The following is a 17,752-nucleotide window of genomic DNA, read 5'->3' on the forward strand; positions in this document are numbered from 1 at the left end:
GTTTTTTTGGGGATATCTTGGAGGTACCACCCAAGAACTATACTCAGACACGATATGCTCCCGAAACTGGAACCTGATATCTATAATTGATATAATGCAGGTATTAAAACTGAAAGGATGTTCGACATGTACGAAATTAAGGAAATTTCTCCTGAAGAAATAAAGCATAAACTTGAAAAAGGTGAAAAACTTGAATTGATTGATGTGCGTGAGGATGAAGAGGTTGAACAAGGAATGATCCCTCAAGCACGTCACATTCGCATGAATGATATCCCAGAGCAACTTGATGCCATTGATAAAGAAAAGGAAACAATCTTTATTTGCCGCTCTGGTGCACGCAGCGGAAATGTTTGTGCCTATTTACAAGAGAAGGGCTATAATGTAGTAAATATGGCTGGCGGCATGCTTGATTATAAAGGAGAAACAAAGCCGAAAAGCTCGCTCTAATCTTATCTATCATACATATAAGGGTCGGATTCACCCGAGGAACTCAATATATAGAACTTCTATGTATTGTGTAAGAGCGGGCTGACCCTTCTTTAATTTTATAACTTCATCCTTTTATTTTCTTCCCTCTTTTTTATAGCTTGTCATAATCCACTTCATCACTAAATAAAGTGAAAGTAAAAAGGATGTGTGAGAATGCTAAAGATTGCAGTATTTGATGAAGAGCATGAAAAAGATTTAGAGGAAGAAATCAATCATTTTTTAGCAGAGCTGGATGATAATCAGGTAAGGGATATTAAATATAGTGTTACGTTAACGATTGATGATGACGGAGAACAACTTTATTGTTATTCAGCATTAATATTATATAGTATTTAGGTAAGACAAGATAAAATGCATCTTAAATAATGAATCGAAGGAAGGGGGACGATTGCTTCCTTCTTTTTGTGCTTCTAAAAGATTTTCAAAGAAAAATAGTGAGAATGATCGAACGTTTCCTATTGAAAATTCTTTCTCATTACTACCTCTCTTTTTCATAAAATCCAAAAAAAAGACAGGAAATCTATAGAATTGTGAATTCTCATCATTAACAAATATATTCATAATATAGATAGATGTTAACCTGTTAGATATTCTTAAAAGTCTAGAACATCCTAAATTAATAGAAATAGTTTTTATGCTACTTCATAATGTAAGGGTTTGCATGAAGGCTGTTTCCATATAAAAACAAACAAAGGGGAAGGTAGCATGAGGAAGGTTTCAACAATACTAATAGTGCTTTGCTTAAGTGTATCAGCTGTTTTAGTAGGGTGCAGCAACAAGGAAACCGTTCAAAAGACAGAAGACGGTAAAGTTGTCTTAACGGCGCTTATTACAAAGCATCCATTAACACAAGAACTTAAAAAAATGGAATGGCTGCAAGAAGCTGAAGAACGTGCAGGTGTTGAAATTAAGTGGGAAGAGGTAACAGCAGATTGGCCGCAGAAAAAAGGAGCAATGCTTGCTGCAGGCGATATCCCAGATTTAATTGTTGGGCCAAATGCAATTACAGACGCAGAATTTGCAAAGTTCAACGGCTTGTTTCAAGATTTAACCGAATTGATTGAGCAGCATGGTCCTAATGTACAAAAAATGTTTGAAGAGAAGCCTGAATTAAAAGCGCTATCAACGCAAAAAGATGGGGAGATTTTCGGCTTGCCAAAATATCAGAGATTTTGGCCGGAAACAGCAACAAGGCAATTTATCAACCAAACATGGTTAGACAACTTAGGATTGGAAATGCCTACTACGTGGGATGAATTGTTTGTCGTGTTGAAAGCATTTAAAGATGAGGATGCAAATGGAAATGGTGATCCTAATGATGAAATTCCAATGGATTTTGCCCCAACGGGTACAACAGGTTTTGGTTATTTCCAGCCAACCGTTTTAATGGGTAGCTTGGGAATTACATTAACAGATGGCAGTGGAAACGGAGTTTTTGTTGAAGATGGTAAAGTAAAGAACTTTTTAATAGATGAACGTTATAAAGAAGTGGTTACATTCTTAAATAAATGCTGGGAAGCTGGACTAATTAATTCTGAAGTCTTTACTCAAGACTACACAAAATACCAATCAGTTGCCCGCGGTCAGGGTGAATATGCAAAAGTCGGTTATACCTTTGGCTGGGAACTAACGGATAGATTCGGGAACACAGTTGCTCCGCAATATCAATCCATGGCTCCTTTAAAGGCATCAGCTAACTCAACGGAACAGGTTTCCTGGAGCTATGACTATAACACATTAAACTATGGGGTTAACTTTATCCAAATGTCTGCACAAAGTGAAAATAAAGAAGCTGCGATGAAATTCATCAATGAATTGTATGATCCTGAAGTGAGTATGCAGGTTTTATTTGGTTCATTAGGTACTAATATTAAGGATAATGGCGATGGTTCCTATAGTGTGTTACCTCCAGAAGATAAAGAAATGGATCCTGGCACATGGAAATGGACTACAACCTGGGCAGATAACGGACCGATGTATATCCCAGATTCTTTAAAACTCACACTTGGTACAGATATGCAATCGGTTGGAGCACAAACAGAGCCGTTGAAGAAAGCCTTTGATTCGATTGATAAGGAAAAAGACGTATATCCTGGTATGTTTATTAAATATAGTGATGAGGACAACAACACGTTGAGTTTAATTAACACAGAAATGATGAATTTGGCAATGGCAAAATATTCTGAGTGGATCACTGAAGGCGGAATTGATTCCGAATGGGATTCTTATGTTGCAGAATTAGAGAAGATAGGTATAAACAAAACCCTTGAAATTAGACAAAAATACTACGATGAATATATGAGCAAGCAGCAATAAAAATGACCTACGGAGGTGCAAATTGTAAGCATTAAGCTTCTGCATCTCCTATAAATAAAGGAGAATGTTTTTATGGCCTTTATAAGCTCTCAAACAAGCAAAGCAAATCGTGTTGCAAAAATAAATGTGGAAAAAAAGCCGACGGTCTTAAATACCTTTAAACGTGATTTCCAGCTTTGGCTGATGATCCTTCCTGCGATTATCATTATCTTTGTTTTCAACTATATTCCCATGTACGGAATTCAATTGGCATTTCGTGAGTTCGATTTCACAAAAGGGCTAACAGGTGGTGAATGGGTAGGATTAAAATACTTTCAGCAATTCATAGAGAGTCATATGTTTACAGATTTATTGAAAAATACGATCTCAATTAGTTTAGCTACTATTATCGTAGGTTTCCCTGCACCAATTATTTTGGCCTTGTTAATCAATCAAATTAAGTGGAAAAGGGGAAAAAAGATCCTTCAAACAACCGTCTATTTGCCGCACTTCATATCGATCGTTGTATTGGTAGGATTACTAAATGTTTTATTATCACCTAACACAGGTATTGTTGGTCATTTAATGGGTGCTTTAGGGTTAGGAGATGTCAACCTGTTAGCCTCTACAAATACATTTATCCCTGTATATGTCCTATCTGATATTTGGCAGCATGTTGGTTGGAACAGCATTATTTATTTAGCTGCGCTTGCAAGTGTTGATCCGCAATTATATGACTCTGCAAAAATCGATGGGGCAAATAGGTGGCAAATCATTCGCAATGTTGAAATACCAGCGATCATTCCTACCATTATCATTCTGCTTATTCTTAATATGGGGTCGATCATTAGTACCGGCTTTGAGAAAATCTTTTTAATGCAAAACCCATTAAATTTACCTGTTTCTGAGGTTATTGAAACCTATGTATACAAGATCGGGATTATTTCTAGTCAATTTAGTTATGCAGCAGCCATCGGGTTGTTTAATACCCTCATTAACTTCGCTCTGCTAGTCATGGTGAACTACATTGCTAAGAGATTATCTAATATTAGTTTATGGTAAAAGGAGGGGATGACATGGCACTTCTAACGAAAAAGGGTAGAAATGTTTACGATCTGATATTTGATATATGTGTTTATATCATCTGTGCGTTGGTTTTTCTAATCATCGCCTACCCATTGTATTTTGTCATTATCGCATCAGTCAGCGACTCAACCTTAGTTTCAACCGGAAAAGTGCTGTTATTTCCAAAAGGATTCAGTTTATTTGGCTACCAGGAAATTTTCCAGGATTCAAGAATCTGGGTGGGCTATAAAAATACGATGATCTATTCATTGCTTGGTACATTGGTTAATTTATTGCTAACAATACCGGCAGCCTATGTTTTATCAAGACAAGAGTTTCGCGCACGACGTTTTTTAATGTTTTTCTTCGTATTTACTATGTTTTTTAACGGGGGATTAATTCCTACTTATCTACTGATGAAAGATTTGCAATTAATTGATACGATGTGGGTATTTATTATTCCATTCTCAGTAAATGTGTTTAATTTAATTATTACACGGACATTTTTTGAAAGTAATATACCAAAGGAATTGTATGAGGCAGCACAAATCGATGGGTGCTCGCATTTCACATTCTTTATTAAAATTGTTCTTCCGCTTTCAAAGGCTGTCATTTCGGTCATCGGGCTATATTATTTAGTATGGCACTGGAATGATTTCTTCACTGGGCTAATTTATGTAAGAGATTATAGCTTGCAGCCGCTGCAAATTGTTTTAAGAGATATTCTGATCTCAAACCAAGTATTTGCAGAGGGCGCTGGAAGCGGGGGAGCGGCAGGAGGTTATGCTCAAAAATATGCAGACCAAATAAAATACGGTGTGATCATTGTCTCCACTTTACCGATTTTAATCGTCTATCCATTTATTCAAAAATACTTTGAAAAAGGTGTTATGATTGGTTCGGTGAAAGGTTAATAGGAATATTAGAGAAAAGAGGCTGTCCCCCCTGTGAAGACAGTCCTCTTTCATGTCTTAATCGAAGACATTATTTTGCATAGAGCGCTGCATTTTTCCCCGCAAGCCTTCCGGTAACTAAGGCAGAAGTGATATTATATCCGCCTGTATAACCATGGATATCAAGAATTTCTCCGCAAAAGTATAGTCCTTCTTTACATTTAGAGGACATTTCCCGAGGATGAATTTCCTTTACAGAAACGCCTCCGCCGGTTACAAATGCCTTCTCAATGGAAAGTGTTCCATGAACTTCAAATTGGAATTGCTTACAATCTTTGACAAATGAACGAAGTTTCTCATTTGATAGATGGTCATAGGTCATTTGCGGATCAATTTCATTTTTCTCTAATAAATACAATAAATAACGTTCAGGTAATAGTCCTTTTAACACGTTTTTTACAGCTTTTTTTGCATCTTGTTTTAAGTCCTTTACGATCGAATGAAAAAGCTGCTCTTCATTTGTATCAGGAATAGCGTCAATACTCACGGTAATCGAATTTGTTTTAAATTTTTTCATTGCTTTTACAACATATTGGCTGCAGCGTAAGACAGCTGGTCCGGAAATGCCAAAATGGGTAAAGATCATGTCCATTTTGTGCGTGATAATCGGTTTTCCATTTGGATTCAAGACACTTAACGCAACTTCCCGTAAGGAAAGGCCTTGTAATTTTTTTTCGCGAATAAATGCTTCATTTGAAGTGATAGGCACCTCTGTTGGGAACAATTCTGTTATCGTATGTCCCGCTTTTTCAGCCCAAGCGTAGCCATCTCCAGTACTGCCTGTTTGTGGAACGCTTTTGCCGCCTACAGCGAGAACGATTGCTTTTGAAAAGATTTTTTCCCCGCTAACAAGCTCCACGCCCTGTACTTTTTCTTCATCATATAGCACATCTTTTACCGGCTCATTCGTCCGAATTTCTACCCTTAAACGTTTCAATTCATTAATCAAGGCATCAACAACAGATTGTGCTTTATCGGTAACCGGGAACATACGGCCGTGATCCTCTTCTTTTAATTTGATTCCCAGATTCTCAAAAAACGAAATAATATCTTCGTTATTAAATTCGGAAAAGGCACTATATAAAAACCGTCCATTTCCTGGAATATGCTTTATTATTTCATCAATTGGCAAGCGGTTTGTTACATTGCAGCGGCCGCCTCCAGAAATCGCAAGCTTTCTGCCCAGTTTGTTGCCTTTATCAATTAATAGCACGCGGGTACCTTGCTCACCAGCTGCAATAGCTGCCATTAAGCCGGATGGACCACCGCCAATAACTAACACATCGTAGTTCATTTAATCTTTTCACAACCTTCACACCATATCATTGTCTACTCCTCCTATTATAGCTGAAGATGATAAAAAGCCAAAAAATGATGGATGTTCGACAAATATTCATTTTTGAAGTGGCATTACCTTGTCACAAACTGTGGTATAAGCACAGGATTGTGGTAAAATAGAAAAGTTGAATCTTCATAGAGAAGAATGGTGAATCAAAAATATGTCGAATAAATTAATAAGAGGCACGTTTGTTTTAACATTAGGTACATATCTTTCCCGAATCCTGGGGATGATTTATTTAATTCCATTTGCAGCAATGGTTCCTGAAGAAGGTGCTGCTTTATATCAAACCGGATATGCGCAATATACGATATTCTTAAGTATTGCCACTGCCGGGTTTCCTGCAGCCGTTTCTAAATTTGTTTCGAAATACAATGCTATCGGCGATTATCAAACGAGCAGGCGGATGTTTAAAGCTGGGATAATGGTTATGCTTTTAACAGGATTTCTTGCTTTCGCAATTCTATATATGTGTGCACCATTTTTTGCAAAAGGAGCACTTGCAGATAATGAAATCAGCAATATAACTGTCGATGATGCGATCCTGGTTATTAGAATGGTCAGTTTAGCACTAATCGTTGTCCCGTTAATGAGTTTAATTCGCGGGTTTTTCCAAGGACATCAATCGATGGGGCCAACTGCCGTATCTCAAGTTATTGAACAGATCGTCAGAATTGTTTTTTTACTTGCAGCAACGTTTCTAATTATAAACGTATTAAAAGGAAGCTTTGTTTTGGCTGTTGGTTACGCAACTTTTGCAGCTTTTGTTGGGGCAATTGGCGGATTGCTTGTGTTATTTTTTTATTGGATTCGCAGGAAGCATACGCTTTTAGCGATGCAGGCAAATAAAGTAGAAACGAAGGCATTGCCGCTTGGGGCAATGTTTAAAGAAGTGTTTCGATATGCAGGTCCGTTTGTTTTTGTTGGCTTAGCGATTCCTATTTATAACTATATTGATACAAGCTCTTTTAATCGTGCGATGTTTGCAGCAGGAAAAGATGAGACGTATACGATTAATATGTTTGCCGTCTTGCTTTTGTATGTTCCAAAGCTTGTCATGATCCCTGTGTCATTGGCAACAGCTTTCGGTTTAACACTCATTCCTTCGATTACGGAATCTTTTACACAGAATAATCGGAGTTTGCTGCATAGGCAAATTGATCAAACTTTACAAATGATCATGCTTCTTGTTATCCCTGCAGTAGTGGGACTCTCTGTTTTAGCAGGACCTGCTTACAATGTGTTTTATGCAGGAAGTTCTGAAGAGATTGGAAAAACCATTTTAATGTGGTATGCTCCAGTGGCATTGCTCTTTTCACTTTTCACAGTTAACGCCGCTATTCTGCAGGGCTTGAACAAGCAAAAACTAGCAGTTATTAGCTTGGTTATCGGGATTATTGTAAAGCTTGCCCTTAATACAACACTCATCCAAATGTTTGAGGGAATCGGCTCAATTCTTGCAACGGCAGCGGGTTATATTGTTTCGTTAATTTACGGTTTTGCCATGATTAAACGTCATTCCGGCATTTCATTTAGACTATTAGTGAAAAGAACGATCCTTATTTTGATTTTAAGTACGTTTATGGGGCTTGTCTTATCCGTCCTGCAATCATTGCTAGGTGTTATGATAAACTATCAGGATGGAAGGATGCAATCTGTCATTGTAGCTGTCATTGCAGTTGCAATCGGGGGATTTGTTTACCTATACTTAGCTTATCGCTCCCACTTGCTGGAGAAGATACTAGGAAACAGGCTGAACAGATTTTTTCGAAAACGCCGTGCAAATGGCTAAGTTTTGATTTTATAAAAAACTCGGTACAATACCGGGTTTTTTTCATCAATAATTATATGATCGTGTGGTGCAAATAAATGAGAATAGACAAACTTTTAGCAAATGTCGGCTTTGGCAGCCGAAAAGATGTGAAAAAGCTATTAAAAACCGGTGTCGTAAAGGCTGATGGTGAAGTAATTAAAGATCCAAAAATACATGTTAATCCCGATGAACAGCATGTCACTGTTAATGGCGAAACCATTGACTATAAGGAATTTATTTATTTACTAATGAATAAGCCTGCAGGCTATTTATCAGCAACGGAAGATGACGTTCAAAAAACAGTCATTGACTTGCTTGAAATGGAGGATGCGGTTTATCAGCCGTTTCCTGTTGGAAGACTTGACAAGGATACTGAGGGATTATTGTTATTGACGAATGATGGTCAGCTTTCACATCAATTGCTGTCACCGAAAAAACATGTACCCAAGACCTATTTTGCTACGATTTTAGGAGAAGTCACAGAAGAAGATATAACAGCCTTTAAAAAGGGTGTTACATTGGATGACGGCTATGTTACAAAGCCTGCAAAGCTAGAGATTCTTACTTCTGGTAGCCAATCAACAATTCATATAACCATTACAGAAGGAAAATATCATCAAGTAAAGCGCATGTTCGAGGCGGTTGGAAAAAAGGTTACATACTTAAAAAGAATAGCGATGGGACCAATTATATTGGATGAAGAGGAATTAAAAGTTGGCGAATACCGTGAGTTGACTGAGGATGAGGTTGAAGAGTTAAGACAAGCACAGCCTATCAATTTGTAGAACCACATTAGCTGCAAAAAAGAGGAACCTTGTATAACAAGGTTCCTTCTATGTATATACATGATTATTTTTTAATTTCTTACGATGACATCTTAACTTTTTTCTTTGTAGTCGCCCATTTCCCTCTTGTTGGGCTGTGTACCAAATCGTTATATGCTAACACATTTAAATCCCGTTGGATCGTTCTTGGTGTAATACCAAATTCGTCAACAAGTTGCTGTGTGGTCACAGTTCCCCGCTCATTAATAAACATGTAGACAGATTTGATTCTGGTTAGCATACGGTTTGTTGAAGGTTTCAAAAAACCACTCCTTATCGTTTGATCGCACTGGCAATGCCTACTACAACCTTTCGATGACTGCAACTTCAGATGTCACTTCATACATATTTAATTAAGTGGTAAAACGTTACAACAATATTTTACACGATTTCGACACCAATAATCCAGAAAAAAGATTAATTTTACATAATATTAACATATTTGTCATTCATAAGTTACAAGGCGCGCGCCATTCACAATAAAACTATATGACGCTTATTCTGAATAGTATGACAATAAAATGGATCTTTTTCAACTAAAATGAATCTTTTTCCTGTATTTACCGTATGTAAGGAAATTTGTTTGTTAAATTTTATGAAAAAGTCTATCTTGTCCAAAGGTAAACACAAGTGTATCATTATTAATATATTTATTAACAATGGAGGATCATTTATGGAACTAGATATTTCAAAGCATTCCTTGCCTGTTTTTGAAGCGCTTGCAAGTAATGTGAGGCTTAATATCATTCAATTATTGGCTGAACAGCCAAGAAATATGAAAGAATTGGCGGAAGCATTAGGGTTAAGTAGTGCCATAATGAGCATGCATATTAAAAAGCTTGAAAAAGCAGGAATCATCCGTACGGATCGGGTACCGGGCAAAGGTGGAATCCAGAAGCTATGCGTCCTTTACGTTGAAAAAATGGAAATTACTTTTCCGAGAAAAGAGGAAAAGCAAAAGGTATTCCATCAAACAGAGGTTTCTGTTGGTCACTATACTGATTTACAGGTGGAACCAACCTGCGGATTAGCAACAGCAGAAAAAATAATTGGTGAGTTCGATGATCCGCGTTATTTCTTTGATGCTGATCGTGTGAATGCAAAAATATTATGGTTTTACAAAGGATATATAGAGTATAAGATTCCGAATTACTTGCTTGCTAGCCAGCATCCAACTGAACTCGAGATCTCTCTTGAGCTTTCATCAGAAGCCCCTTTTACAAATAGCAATTGGCCATCTGATATTGATTTTTACTTTAATGATGTCCATTTAGGGACGTGGACAAGCCCGGGAGATTATGGTGATAGCCGCGGCAAATATACACCTTCCTGGTGGCCGAGTGTTGTCAATCAATATGGTCTTTTAAAAAAGCTAAGAATAGCAGAAGACGGTACATATATGGATGGAAATAAACTATCTGATCTTACCATAAATGAAGTAAATATTAGGGAGAAGCAATGGACATTTCGAATTGCTGTTCATGAAGAAAGTGATAATGTAGGCGGAGTTACTCTATTTGGCAGCGGGTTTGGGAATTATAATCAAGATATCATCTTTCAGCTATATTATGAAAAAGAGAGTCTAGAAAAACGGGGAAAATAATAAAAGGGTCAGATGACTACCTTCACTACATAAGTAAGTATGGCTATTTGCACTTATATTTTTGTGTCTAGCTCCAGCGCCTAGCGACTAATGAACTTCACACTCCTCGCATACGTAAGTCAACATCGAATCGCTATCGCTCTTCGTGTTTCCTTTATCTCATACGGAGTGCTCCAGTTCATACGTCGCTGGTCAAGGCGCTTCCGCTTTTCTAATTAATGGCCCCCAATAAATGCCAACTGGATGAAAAATAATACCGCAAAAATATACACAAATAGATGTACCTCTTTCCATTTACCTTTGGCGATTTTCATCAATGGGTAAGAAATAAATCCCAATGCTATGCCAGTAGCAATACTTGAAGTTAATGGCATACTGAGAATAACTAGAAATGCAGGAAAGGCTTCATCTAGATCCTTCCAGTTTATTTCAGCCACAGCTCCCATCATTAAGCTTCCGACAATAATAAGAGCAGGTGCTGTAATAGCTGAGATACCCGAAACAGCACCAATTAATGGACTGAAGAGAAGCGTAAGTCCAAATAAAATCGAGACTGTTAAAGTCGTTAATCCCGTTCTACCTCCTGCTGCGACACCTGCAGAGGACTCAATATAGGCACTGGTAGGACTTGTTCCAAACATAGCACCAACTGTAGTTGCTGCTGAATCTGCTATCAAAGCAGTACGCGCCTTTGGCAGTTCATTTCCTCTCATTAAACCGGCTTGTTGGGCAACACCAATCATTGTTCCAGTTGTATCGAAAATTGTTACCAATAAAAATGAAAAGACTACTGTATATAATCCGTGTGTGATGACATCACCAATAGCTGCGAACGGATTTGTGATCAGCAGCCCTTCTGGAAGACTCGGATAAGAAATAATCCCGTCCTTAAACTCAAGCTGTCCTGTAAAAAAGGCGATGACAGCTGTAATGACCATGCCAATTAATAAGGCGCCATGTACGTTCATGCTCATTAAAATTAATGTCACAGCAAGACCAATTAAAGCAAGTATGACAGATGGAGAATGTAAATCACCTAAGGCTACGAGATTATTTGGATCCGACGTAATAATGCCTGTTAATCGCAGACCGATAAAAGCAATGAAAAGTCCAATTCCGGCTGTAATTCCATTTTTTAAGTTGCTAGGAATTGCTTCAATTAGCTTTTTTCGAAATGGAGTTAATGATAAAAGGATAAAAATAATCCCTGCTACAAATACAGCTGAAAAGGCAGTCATATAAGAAATATTATCATTTGCTCCAACAACAGAATAAGCAAAATACGCATTTAATCCCATACCAGGAGCAATAGCGATAGGGTAGTTAGCAGATAAGGCCATCCATAATGTACCGATGATTGTTGCAATGATGGTAGCAGTAAATACTTGATCAAATGGTACGCCTGCGTCTGCTAATATAATTGGATTTACGACAACTATATAAACCATTGTTAAAAACGTTGTAAGTCCGGCAATGATTTCAGTTCTTACATTTGTCTTGTTTTCTGCTAATTTAAACATAGGAACCCCCGTTTTTTACGAACATTATTCAAAACCTTTATAATAATATTCGTTATTAATTTATTTTGCAATAGTTTTCTGCAATCTTTTTATGGCTATACTCTTTCTAGTGGAATTTATAGAAGGCTAAATATTTTAGATGTGTGGCTTAATAAATAAAGAGAGAAGCATGTTTCTTATTTCTTTTCTCTTTTATCCTGCAATAGTGTTTGGTATGTTATGTAGAGAAGGTAGTTAAAGGAGGCCTGGGAATGAATTGGAAAGAAGAAGTTGAAAAGAGAAAAGAAGAGATTGTCGAACAAACACAAGCATTTCTGAAAATAAAAAGTGTATTAGATGAAGCTACTAGCAGTGAGGTAGCTCCATTTGGGGAAGGCATTCATGAAGCCTTGTTGCATTTGCTCCAGCTGGGAGAGGACGCTGGCTTTACAGTAAAAAATCTTGATGGCTATGCAGGGCATATTGAATTAAAAGGCAGCAGCGAAGATATTATCGGTATCCTCTGCCATATTGATGTTGTACCTGAAGGTGATGGCTGGACGAGTGATCCTTTTGGGGCGGAAATTCGAGATGGAAAAATATTTGCACGTGGTGCTCTCGATGATAAAGGGCCGACTATTGCTGCATTTTATGCAATGAAGATTATTAAAGACCTCAATCTGCCATTATCAAAACCTATTCGTATGATTATCGGGACAGATGAAGAAAGTGACTGGAGATGTGTGGAGCATTATTTTAAGCATGAGAAGATGCCAACAATGGGTTTTGCACCTGATGCAGATTTCCCGATTATTTTTGCTGAAAAGGGAATTATTGATGCTACACTTATACAAATAACCAACTCTGAAACAAAATCGAGCGATATAGTTCTTCAAGCCTTCCATTCCGGGAGAAGGTTTAATATGGTGCCGGATTTTGCAGAAGCAACATTAAGAATTAATCATGGTGACGTAGAATCTGTTATTGCTCCATTTAACAATTACATAGCTGAGCTGAACGTAAAAGGGACTAGTAAGGTTCAGGACAAATCGATTACAATTTCAATTGAAGGAATATCAGCACATGCGATGGAGCCGAATAATGGTGTAAATGCTGGACTTCTATTAGCTGTATTTTTAACAAAGCTTACTTTAGATTTAAAGGGCAGTCGCTTTATCGAGACAATTACGACTTTGTTTGAAGGTGATACGCGAGGAAATCATCTTCATATTGCTTATTCTGACGAGATCAGTGGTGATTTGACAGTCAATCTTGGGGTTATGTCTTATACAAATGAGTCTGGAGGACAGCTCGGGATCAATATCCGTTATCCTGTTACAGGAGATTCAGACCAAATTCGAAAAGCATTGTCAGAAGTAACGGGTTTTGAACTGAAACGATTTAATGATTCTAAACCGCATCATGTTGATGAAAAGCATCCTTTGATCCAAACATTGCAGCATGTTTATGAAGAGCAAACCAGTGAGAAAGCAGAGTTAATTGCGATCGGTGGAGGAACTTATGCGAGATCATTAGCTGCAGGAGTCGCATTCGGACCGCTGTTTCCAGGAAGACCTGATGTAGCCCATCAAAAGGATGAGTATATATTAATAGAGGACCTTTTGAAAGCAACAGCGATATATGCCCAAGCTATTTATGAGCTGGCAAAATAACGATTATTTAATAGAATTCATGGGTTCAGTTTTTCTTATACTATCATCCATAAAATTTTTATACGCTGATAGTATAAAGAAGGAGAGGGACAAAAGGCCCTTTCCTTTTATTAAAAATGAAACACATCACTTGATAAGTATCGCTCACCTGTATCTGCGATCATACAAACAACCACATCATCAGGTGTTAATCTTTTTGCGACTTTAATTGCTCCATAGCATGCAGCACCAGAAGATGGACCAACTAAGATTCCTTCCTCGCTTGCAAGCCTTCTTGTCATATCATAGGCTTGGTCATCCTCGATTTTAAGAATTTCATCATATATCTTTTGATTTAATATTGAAGGAATAAAGCCAGGGCTTGTCCCAACTAATTTATGCATTCCCGGTTTACCGCCTGAAAGAACAGGAGAACCCGCTGGCTCAACAACATGTACTTTTAACTGCTTATAATGCTGCTTTAATGCTTCGCCTGTTCCGGTTATCGTTCCACCTGTACCTGCAGTGGCAATAAATGCTGATAACGGCTTACCAAGCTCAGCCATCGCCTCAATAATCTCCTTTGCCGTCGTCTTGCGATGTGCATCTGGATTTGCTTTATTATCAAACTGCATAGGCATAAAAGCATTTGGGATTTCTTTTGTTAGCTGCTCAGCTTTCCTGATTGAACCTGGCATCTTTTCGTCACCAGGTGTCAAGACAACCGCTGCACCATATGCTTTTAATAAGTTTATTCGTTCTTGAGTCATCGTATCAGGCATAACAAGAATCGCTCTATAACCGCGAGCTGCTGCATTCATGGCAATCCCAATTCCCGTGTTTCCACTTGTCGGTTCAATAATCGTTGAATTTGGCTTTAAGTACCCTAGCTTTTCTGCTTCAACTATCATATTATAGGCTGCACGGTCTTTTACACTGCCGCTAGGATTAAAATATTCAAGCTTTAAGTAAACGGCTGCACCATCTTTTGGTTGCAGACGATTTAATTTAACCAATGGAGTATTTCCAATAAGATCGGCTATATTGTTTACAACTTTCAATTCTGCTCACTTCCTTTTTAGCCTGGGAAAGGTGCTTTCTTCTTTGTACACCCTCTATTAGAATCATAGCATATCAAGATTGAAAATCCTATCTTATAAGTAGGATTTCGTCCTATCAAGAAATCAAACCATGGCAACCTCAGCACTATCTTATTTGATCTGTACAATAAAGAAAGGGTTTTACTGTAAGTTAATGTGGGATAGAATAATTAATAAAGCTTAACAGCTGCTGCATTCTGATTAATAGGGGGGATCTTATTGAACGCTCAAACACATTTCTTTATAGCTGTACCTATTGATAAAGAGCAAAAAAAACTGATTCACAATTGGGTAACCGAGAATAAGGACAATTTACCATTTAAATCATGGGTTCATCAAGAAGATTATCATATTACTTTAGCATTTTTAGGTCATGTTGATTCAAAAGATCAACTCATGCAGTTATTAGAACGTGTGAGAGAAAAAACGGCAGACATTCCGCCATTTACTCTTTCTTTGAAAGGGCTAGATACTTTTGGAAAAAAAGATTCTCCAAGAATTTTTTGGGCTGGAATTGAAGAATCTGCAACACTTTATTATTTGCAAAAACAAGTATTTCAAGCTTGTAAGGATACTGGATTTAAGCTTGATTCAAAACCATTCCGTCCACACATCACACTTGCTAGACGTTGGAACTCTGAGACCCCATTTATAAAGCCTGAGGCTTTCGAATATACATTTCAGGATGAAAATAATCCATTTATGGTGCAAATGATCCATTTATATCAGACACATCTCGATCGAGTTCCAAAGTATGAAACGATTGAACGATTTGCACTTCAAGGTGAGTTGTGATGAAATTTGTAAAAATAGTATTTCAGATTTTAGGTTTATATACGATATATTTAATAGGGGTCTTTATAACAAAAGTTTTTGATTTGTTTGTTCCAGGGAGTATTATTGGGATGATTTTATTATTTGGAGCACTGCATTTTCGGTTAATTAAGAAAGAATGGTTTTCACTTGGAGGTTCGCTTCTATTAAACCATCTTCCTCTATTATTTATCCCGGCAACAGTTGGGATAATAGACTACCTCGATTTATTCAAGGGAAGCGGGTTTATCACGATTGGGATTGTGATTATCAGTACATTTATCGTAATGGCCGCATCCTCGTTTATAAGTGATGGATTAGTGAAAAGGAGTCAGGTAGTTAATAAAGATAAGGGGTTACACCTATGAAGTTATTTTTGCCGATCTTATTTATTTTTATAACGTTCTTAATCTATTTTGTTATGAAGCGTCTTTATCTTAGGATCAACCATCCATTACTTGTTCCAATTTTTACTTCAAGTCTCCTTGTTGCATGCTTTTTACTTTTGGCAAAAATACCATATGGCACATATATGGACGGTGCCAAATGGATCGATGAACTGCTTGGTCCTGCAGTTGTTGCACTAGCCATTCCACTATATGAACATCGGGAAACGATTAAGAGAAACATCCTTACCATTATATTAAGTGTTTTCAGCGGTTCTATTGTTGGAATGATCAGCGGTATTGCTTTAAGCATGATTACACATGTCAAGGACGAGCTGATTTATTCATTGGCTCCAAAATCTGTTACAACACCGATTGCAATGGAAATAAGTGAAATTGTGGGTGGAACACCTGCTCTTGCAGCTGTTTATGTCATGATTGCCGGTATTTCCGGTGCTATGTTCGGTCCCTTTTTAATGAAGGTATGCCGCATAAAGCACCCAATTTCAAGAGGTATAGGCTTTGGTACAGCATCACACGGAATTGGTACCGCGAGAGCGTTGGAAATAGGACATGCCGAGGGTGCCTTTAGTTCAATTGCTATGACATTAAGTGCTGTGGTCACTAGTTTTCTTTGTCCTGTTATTTTATCGATATTTTTATAATGAGAGTAAGCAAAAAGGAGCTGATAAATGGTTGGCACAATTAATTAAACTATACGATTATGTTTCACGCTATGAACTTGATGTTTACCGATATCCAAGTCAATTTATCCGATTAAAAAAACAACAATGGGATAAGGTTTCATTAGCTTGGGAAAATAATTCTTTCCATTCGGTTATGAAAGTAAGTCAAGCCTCTGACTTTAAGGTCGAGGATGGGAATGAAAAAAGGTCCTTCTTAACGAGATTTAAAACTAAACGATTAAAAGTTGCAGAAGAAACATCCGATCAAAATCCGCTTGTATATGAGGCTGCCATTGAAGACAAAGAATTGCAATTTCCCTTCACTACGATTCCAAAAACGATAGATGATCTCAAACATCTGTTTCTTGATTATATTTTTCGTTTTCAAATTCGTTGGGCAAGTTCAACACTAAGGGAGAAATCATCTGTTGATCCATCCGTTTTCCGGGACAGACTGCTGCGGTACTTCGTACAGCGTCTTCCTGATCATTATCTTTTGCTGTATAGGCCAGTATTTAAGCTGAAAAATGCTCCAGTTGAATTGGATATCATTCTTATCGGAACGACAGAAGTTTACTGTATGACATTTATTGAGGAACTGGATGAAACAGTTTTTACAGGTTCAAAGGAAAAGTTTTGGGTTGCCCGAAGAGGGGATCATGAGAAAAAACTGCTTAATCCTGTTTTAAGCTTAAATCGCACCGGGACAGTTGTACAAAAGCTAATTTCAGCTGGTCAAATGGAGATTCCTGTTAGGAAGTTCATTATTAGCCGGAATGGTTATATTGATTATCCGTTTGCTCCTTACGATATAACCATACTTGATAAACGAACATTTGACGACTGGTTCCAGAGATTAAGAAATGCTTCTGCTCCCCTAAAGCATATTCAATTAAAGGCTGCTCAGGTTCTGCTTTCACATGGCTTAACAACTTCATATTACCGTTCAGAATGGAATGAGGAATCGAATGAGTAAGGACGAGACCTTGAGTCAGTCCTTTTTATTATTGCCATTCATCTTCATTGAACACAATAGACACACGTACATAAACTAGTATTGATAACGGAGCTTTTGGTATGAATAGATTATTTTCTTTAAAAAATTTAAATATGTTTTATATATACAGGAACTGGGAATTACTTTGCTAAGGGAAATTAACTCCCTTATCATCGTGTTGCCCTTATTATTTAATATCATTTCTAAATGAAAGAGACATCCATATGGGGGTGGCTAG

The 17,752-nt window shown here is 37.4% G+C and carries 17 protein-coding genes; 13 read left to right on the forward strand and 4 right to left on the reverse strand.

The annotated features are described in order from the left end of the window. Window positions 1-126 precede the first annotated feature (126 nt). The 5 genes from Q1B07_RS10740 to Q1B07_RS10760 all read left to right on the forward strand — a co-directional run bounded on the left by Q1B07_RS10740 (window position 127) and on the right by Q1B07_RS10760 (window position 4,763). Window positions 127-447, forward strand: a complete 321-nt coding sequence (locus Q1B07_RS10740) for a rhodanese-like domain-containing protein (protein ID WP_299089268.1) — start codon at window positions 127-129, stop codon at window positions 445-447. Between the two features lie 195 nt (window positions 448-642). Continuing rightward, complete coding sequence (locus tag Q1B07_RS10745; protein ID WP_299089266.1) at window positions 643-825, forward strand: sporulation protein Cse60; 183 nt, start codon at window positions 643-645, stop codon at window positions 823-825. A 369-nt stretch (window positions 826-1,194) separates the two neighbouring features. After that, a complete protein-coding gene (locus Q1B07_RS10750) occupies window positions 1,195-2,805 on the forward strand; it encodes an extracellular solute-binding protein (protein ID WP_299089264.1) in 1,611 nt (536 codons plus the stop codon). 183 nt (window positions 2,806-2,988) lie between these two features. Continuing rightward, window positions 2,989-3,846, forward strand: coding sequence for a sugar ABC transporter permease (locus tag Q1B07_RS10755; protein WP_299089320.1), 858 nt, complete (start codon window positions 2,989-2,991; stop codon window positions 3,844-3,846). Window positions 3,847-3,860: 14 nt separating this feature from the next. Then, window positions 3,861-4,763, forward strand: coding sequence for a carbohydrate ABC transporter permease (locus Q1B07_RS10760; RefSeq protein WP_299089262.1), 903 nt, complete (start codon window positions 3,861-3,863; stop codon window positions 4,761-4,763). 70 nt (window positions 4,764-4,833) lie between these two features. On the opposite strand, the gene Q1B07_RS10765 is transcribed toward Q1B07_RS10760, so the two are convergent. Beyond that, the gene (locus Q1B07_RS10765; RefSeq protein WP_299089260.1) at window positions 4,834-6,096 is read right to left on the reverse strand and encodes an NAD(P)/FAD-dependent oxidoreductase; all 1,263 of its coding nucleotides are present in this window, start codon (window positions 6,094-6,096) and stop codon (window positions 4,834-4,836) included. Between the two features lie 205 nt (window positions 6,097-6,301). Here Q1B07_RS10765 and Q1B07_RS10770 point away from each other — a divergent pair, with 205 nt between their 5' ends. Together Q1B07_RS10770 and Q1B07_RS10775 are read left to right on the forward strand one after the other, a co-directional pair. Beyond that, window positions 6,302-7,933, forward strand: a complete 1,632-nt coding sequence (locus Q1B07_RS10770) for a polysaccharide biosynthesis protein (protein WP_299089258.1) — start codon at window positions 6,302-6,304, stop codon at window positions 7,931-7,933. Window positions 7,934-8,010: 77 nt separating this feature from the next. Beyond that, window positions 8,011-8,739, forward strand: a complete 729-nt coding sequence (locus Q1B07_RS10775; protein WP_299089256.1) for a pseudouridine synthase — start codon at window positions 8,011-8,013, stop codon at window positions 8,737-8,739. A 79-nt stretch (window positions 8,740-8,818) separates the two neighbouring features. Here the strand turns inward: Q1B07_RS10775 and Q1B07_RS10780 are convergent, their stop codons facing one another. Further along, window positions 8,819-9,040, reverse strand: a complete 222-nt coding sequence (locus Q1B07_RS10780; protein ID WP_046590011.1) for a DeoR family transcriptional regulator — start codon at window positions 9,038-9,040, stop codon at window positions 8,819-8,821. A gap of 411 nt (window positions 9,041-9,451) precedes the next feature. Between Q1B07_RS10780 and Q1B07_RS10785 the strand changes: the two genes are divergently transcribed. Further along, window positions 9,452-10,381 (forward strand): ArsR family transcriptional regulator, encoded by a 930-nt coding sequence (locus tag Q1B07_RS10785; RefSeq protein ID WP_299089245.1) that lies wholly within the window; start codon window positions 9,452-9,454, stop codon window positions 10,379-10,381. Between the two features lie 215 nt (window positions 10,382-10,596). Here Q1B07_RS10785 and Q1B07_RS10790 read toward each other — a convergent pair whose 3' ends face one another. Then, on the reverse strand, window positions 10,597-11,901 hold the full coding sequence (locus Q1B07_RS10790; RefSeq protein ID WP_299089243.1) for an NCS2 family permease: 1,305 nt from the start codon (window positions 11,899-11,901) through the stop codon (window positions 10,597-10,599). Between the two features lie 251 nt (window positions 11,902-12,152). Between Q1B07_RS10790 and pepV the strand changes: the two genes are divergently transcribed. Next, window positions 12,153-13,553 (forward strand): dipeptidase PepV, encoded by a 1,401-nt coding sequence (pepV, locus tag Q1B07_RS10795; RefSeq protein WP_299089241.1) that lies wholly within the window; start codon window positions 12,153-12,155, stop codon window positions 13,551-13,553. 110 nt (window positions 13,554-13,663) lie between these two features. Here the strand turns inward: pepV and cysK are convergent, their stop codons facing one another. After that, window positions 13,664-14,593: a cysteine synthase A gene (cysK, locus tag Q1B07_RS10800; RefSeq protein ID WP_299089239.1), complete on the reverse strand. Its 930-nt coding sequence runs from the start codon at window positions 14,591-14,593 to the stop codon at window positions 13,664-13,666. Between the two features lie 258 nt (window positions 14,594-14,851). On the opposite strand from cysK, the gene thpR reads away from it, so the two are divergent. Genes thpR through Q1B07_RS10820 form a run of 4 tightly spaced genes read left to right on the forward strand, consistent with a single transcriptional unit; the run spans window position 14,852 to window position 17,493 of the window. Then, window positions 14,852-15,427: an RNA 2',3'-cyclic phosphodiesterase gene (gene thpR, locus Q1B07_RS10805; protein WP_299089237.1), complete on the forward strand. Its 576-nt coding sequence runs from the start codon at window positions 14,852-14,854 to the stop codon at window positions 15,425-15,427. Next, complete coding sequence (locus Q1B07_RS10810) at window positions 15,427-15,813, forward strand: CidA/LrgA family protein (protein WP_299089234.1); 387 nt, start codon at window positions 15,427-15,429, stop codon at window positions 15,811-15,813. Before thpR ends, Q1B07_RS10810 begins: the two co-directional genes overlap by 1 nt. Continuing rightward, on the forward strand, window positions 15,810-16,496 hold the full coding sequence (locus Q1B07_RS10815) for an LrgB family protein (protein WP_299089233.1): 687 nt from the start codon (window positions 15,810-15,812) through the stop codon (window positions 16,494-16,496). Before Q1B07_RS10810 ends, Q1B07_RS10815 begins: the two co-directional genes overlap by 4 nt. A 31-nt stretch (window positions 16,497-16,527) precedes the next feature. After that, window positions 16,528-17,493, forward strand: a complete 966-nt coding sequence (locus Q1B07_RS10820) for a nuclease-related domain-containing protein (protein WP_299089232.1) — start codon at window positions 16,528-16,530, stop codon at window positions 17,491-17,493. Window positions 17,494-17,752 lie beyond the last annotated feature (259 nt).

Source organism: uncultured Metabacillus sp. (genome assembly GCF_947503125.1).
Classification (GTDB): domain Bacteria; phylum Bacillota; class Bacilli; order Bacillales; family Bacillaceae; genus Metabacillus.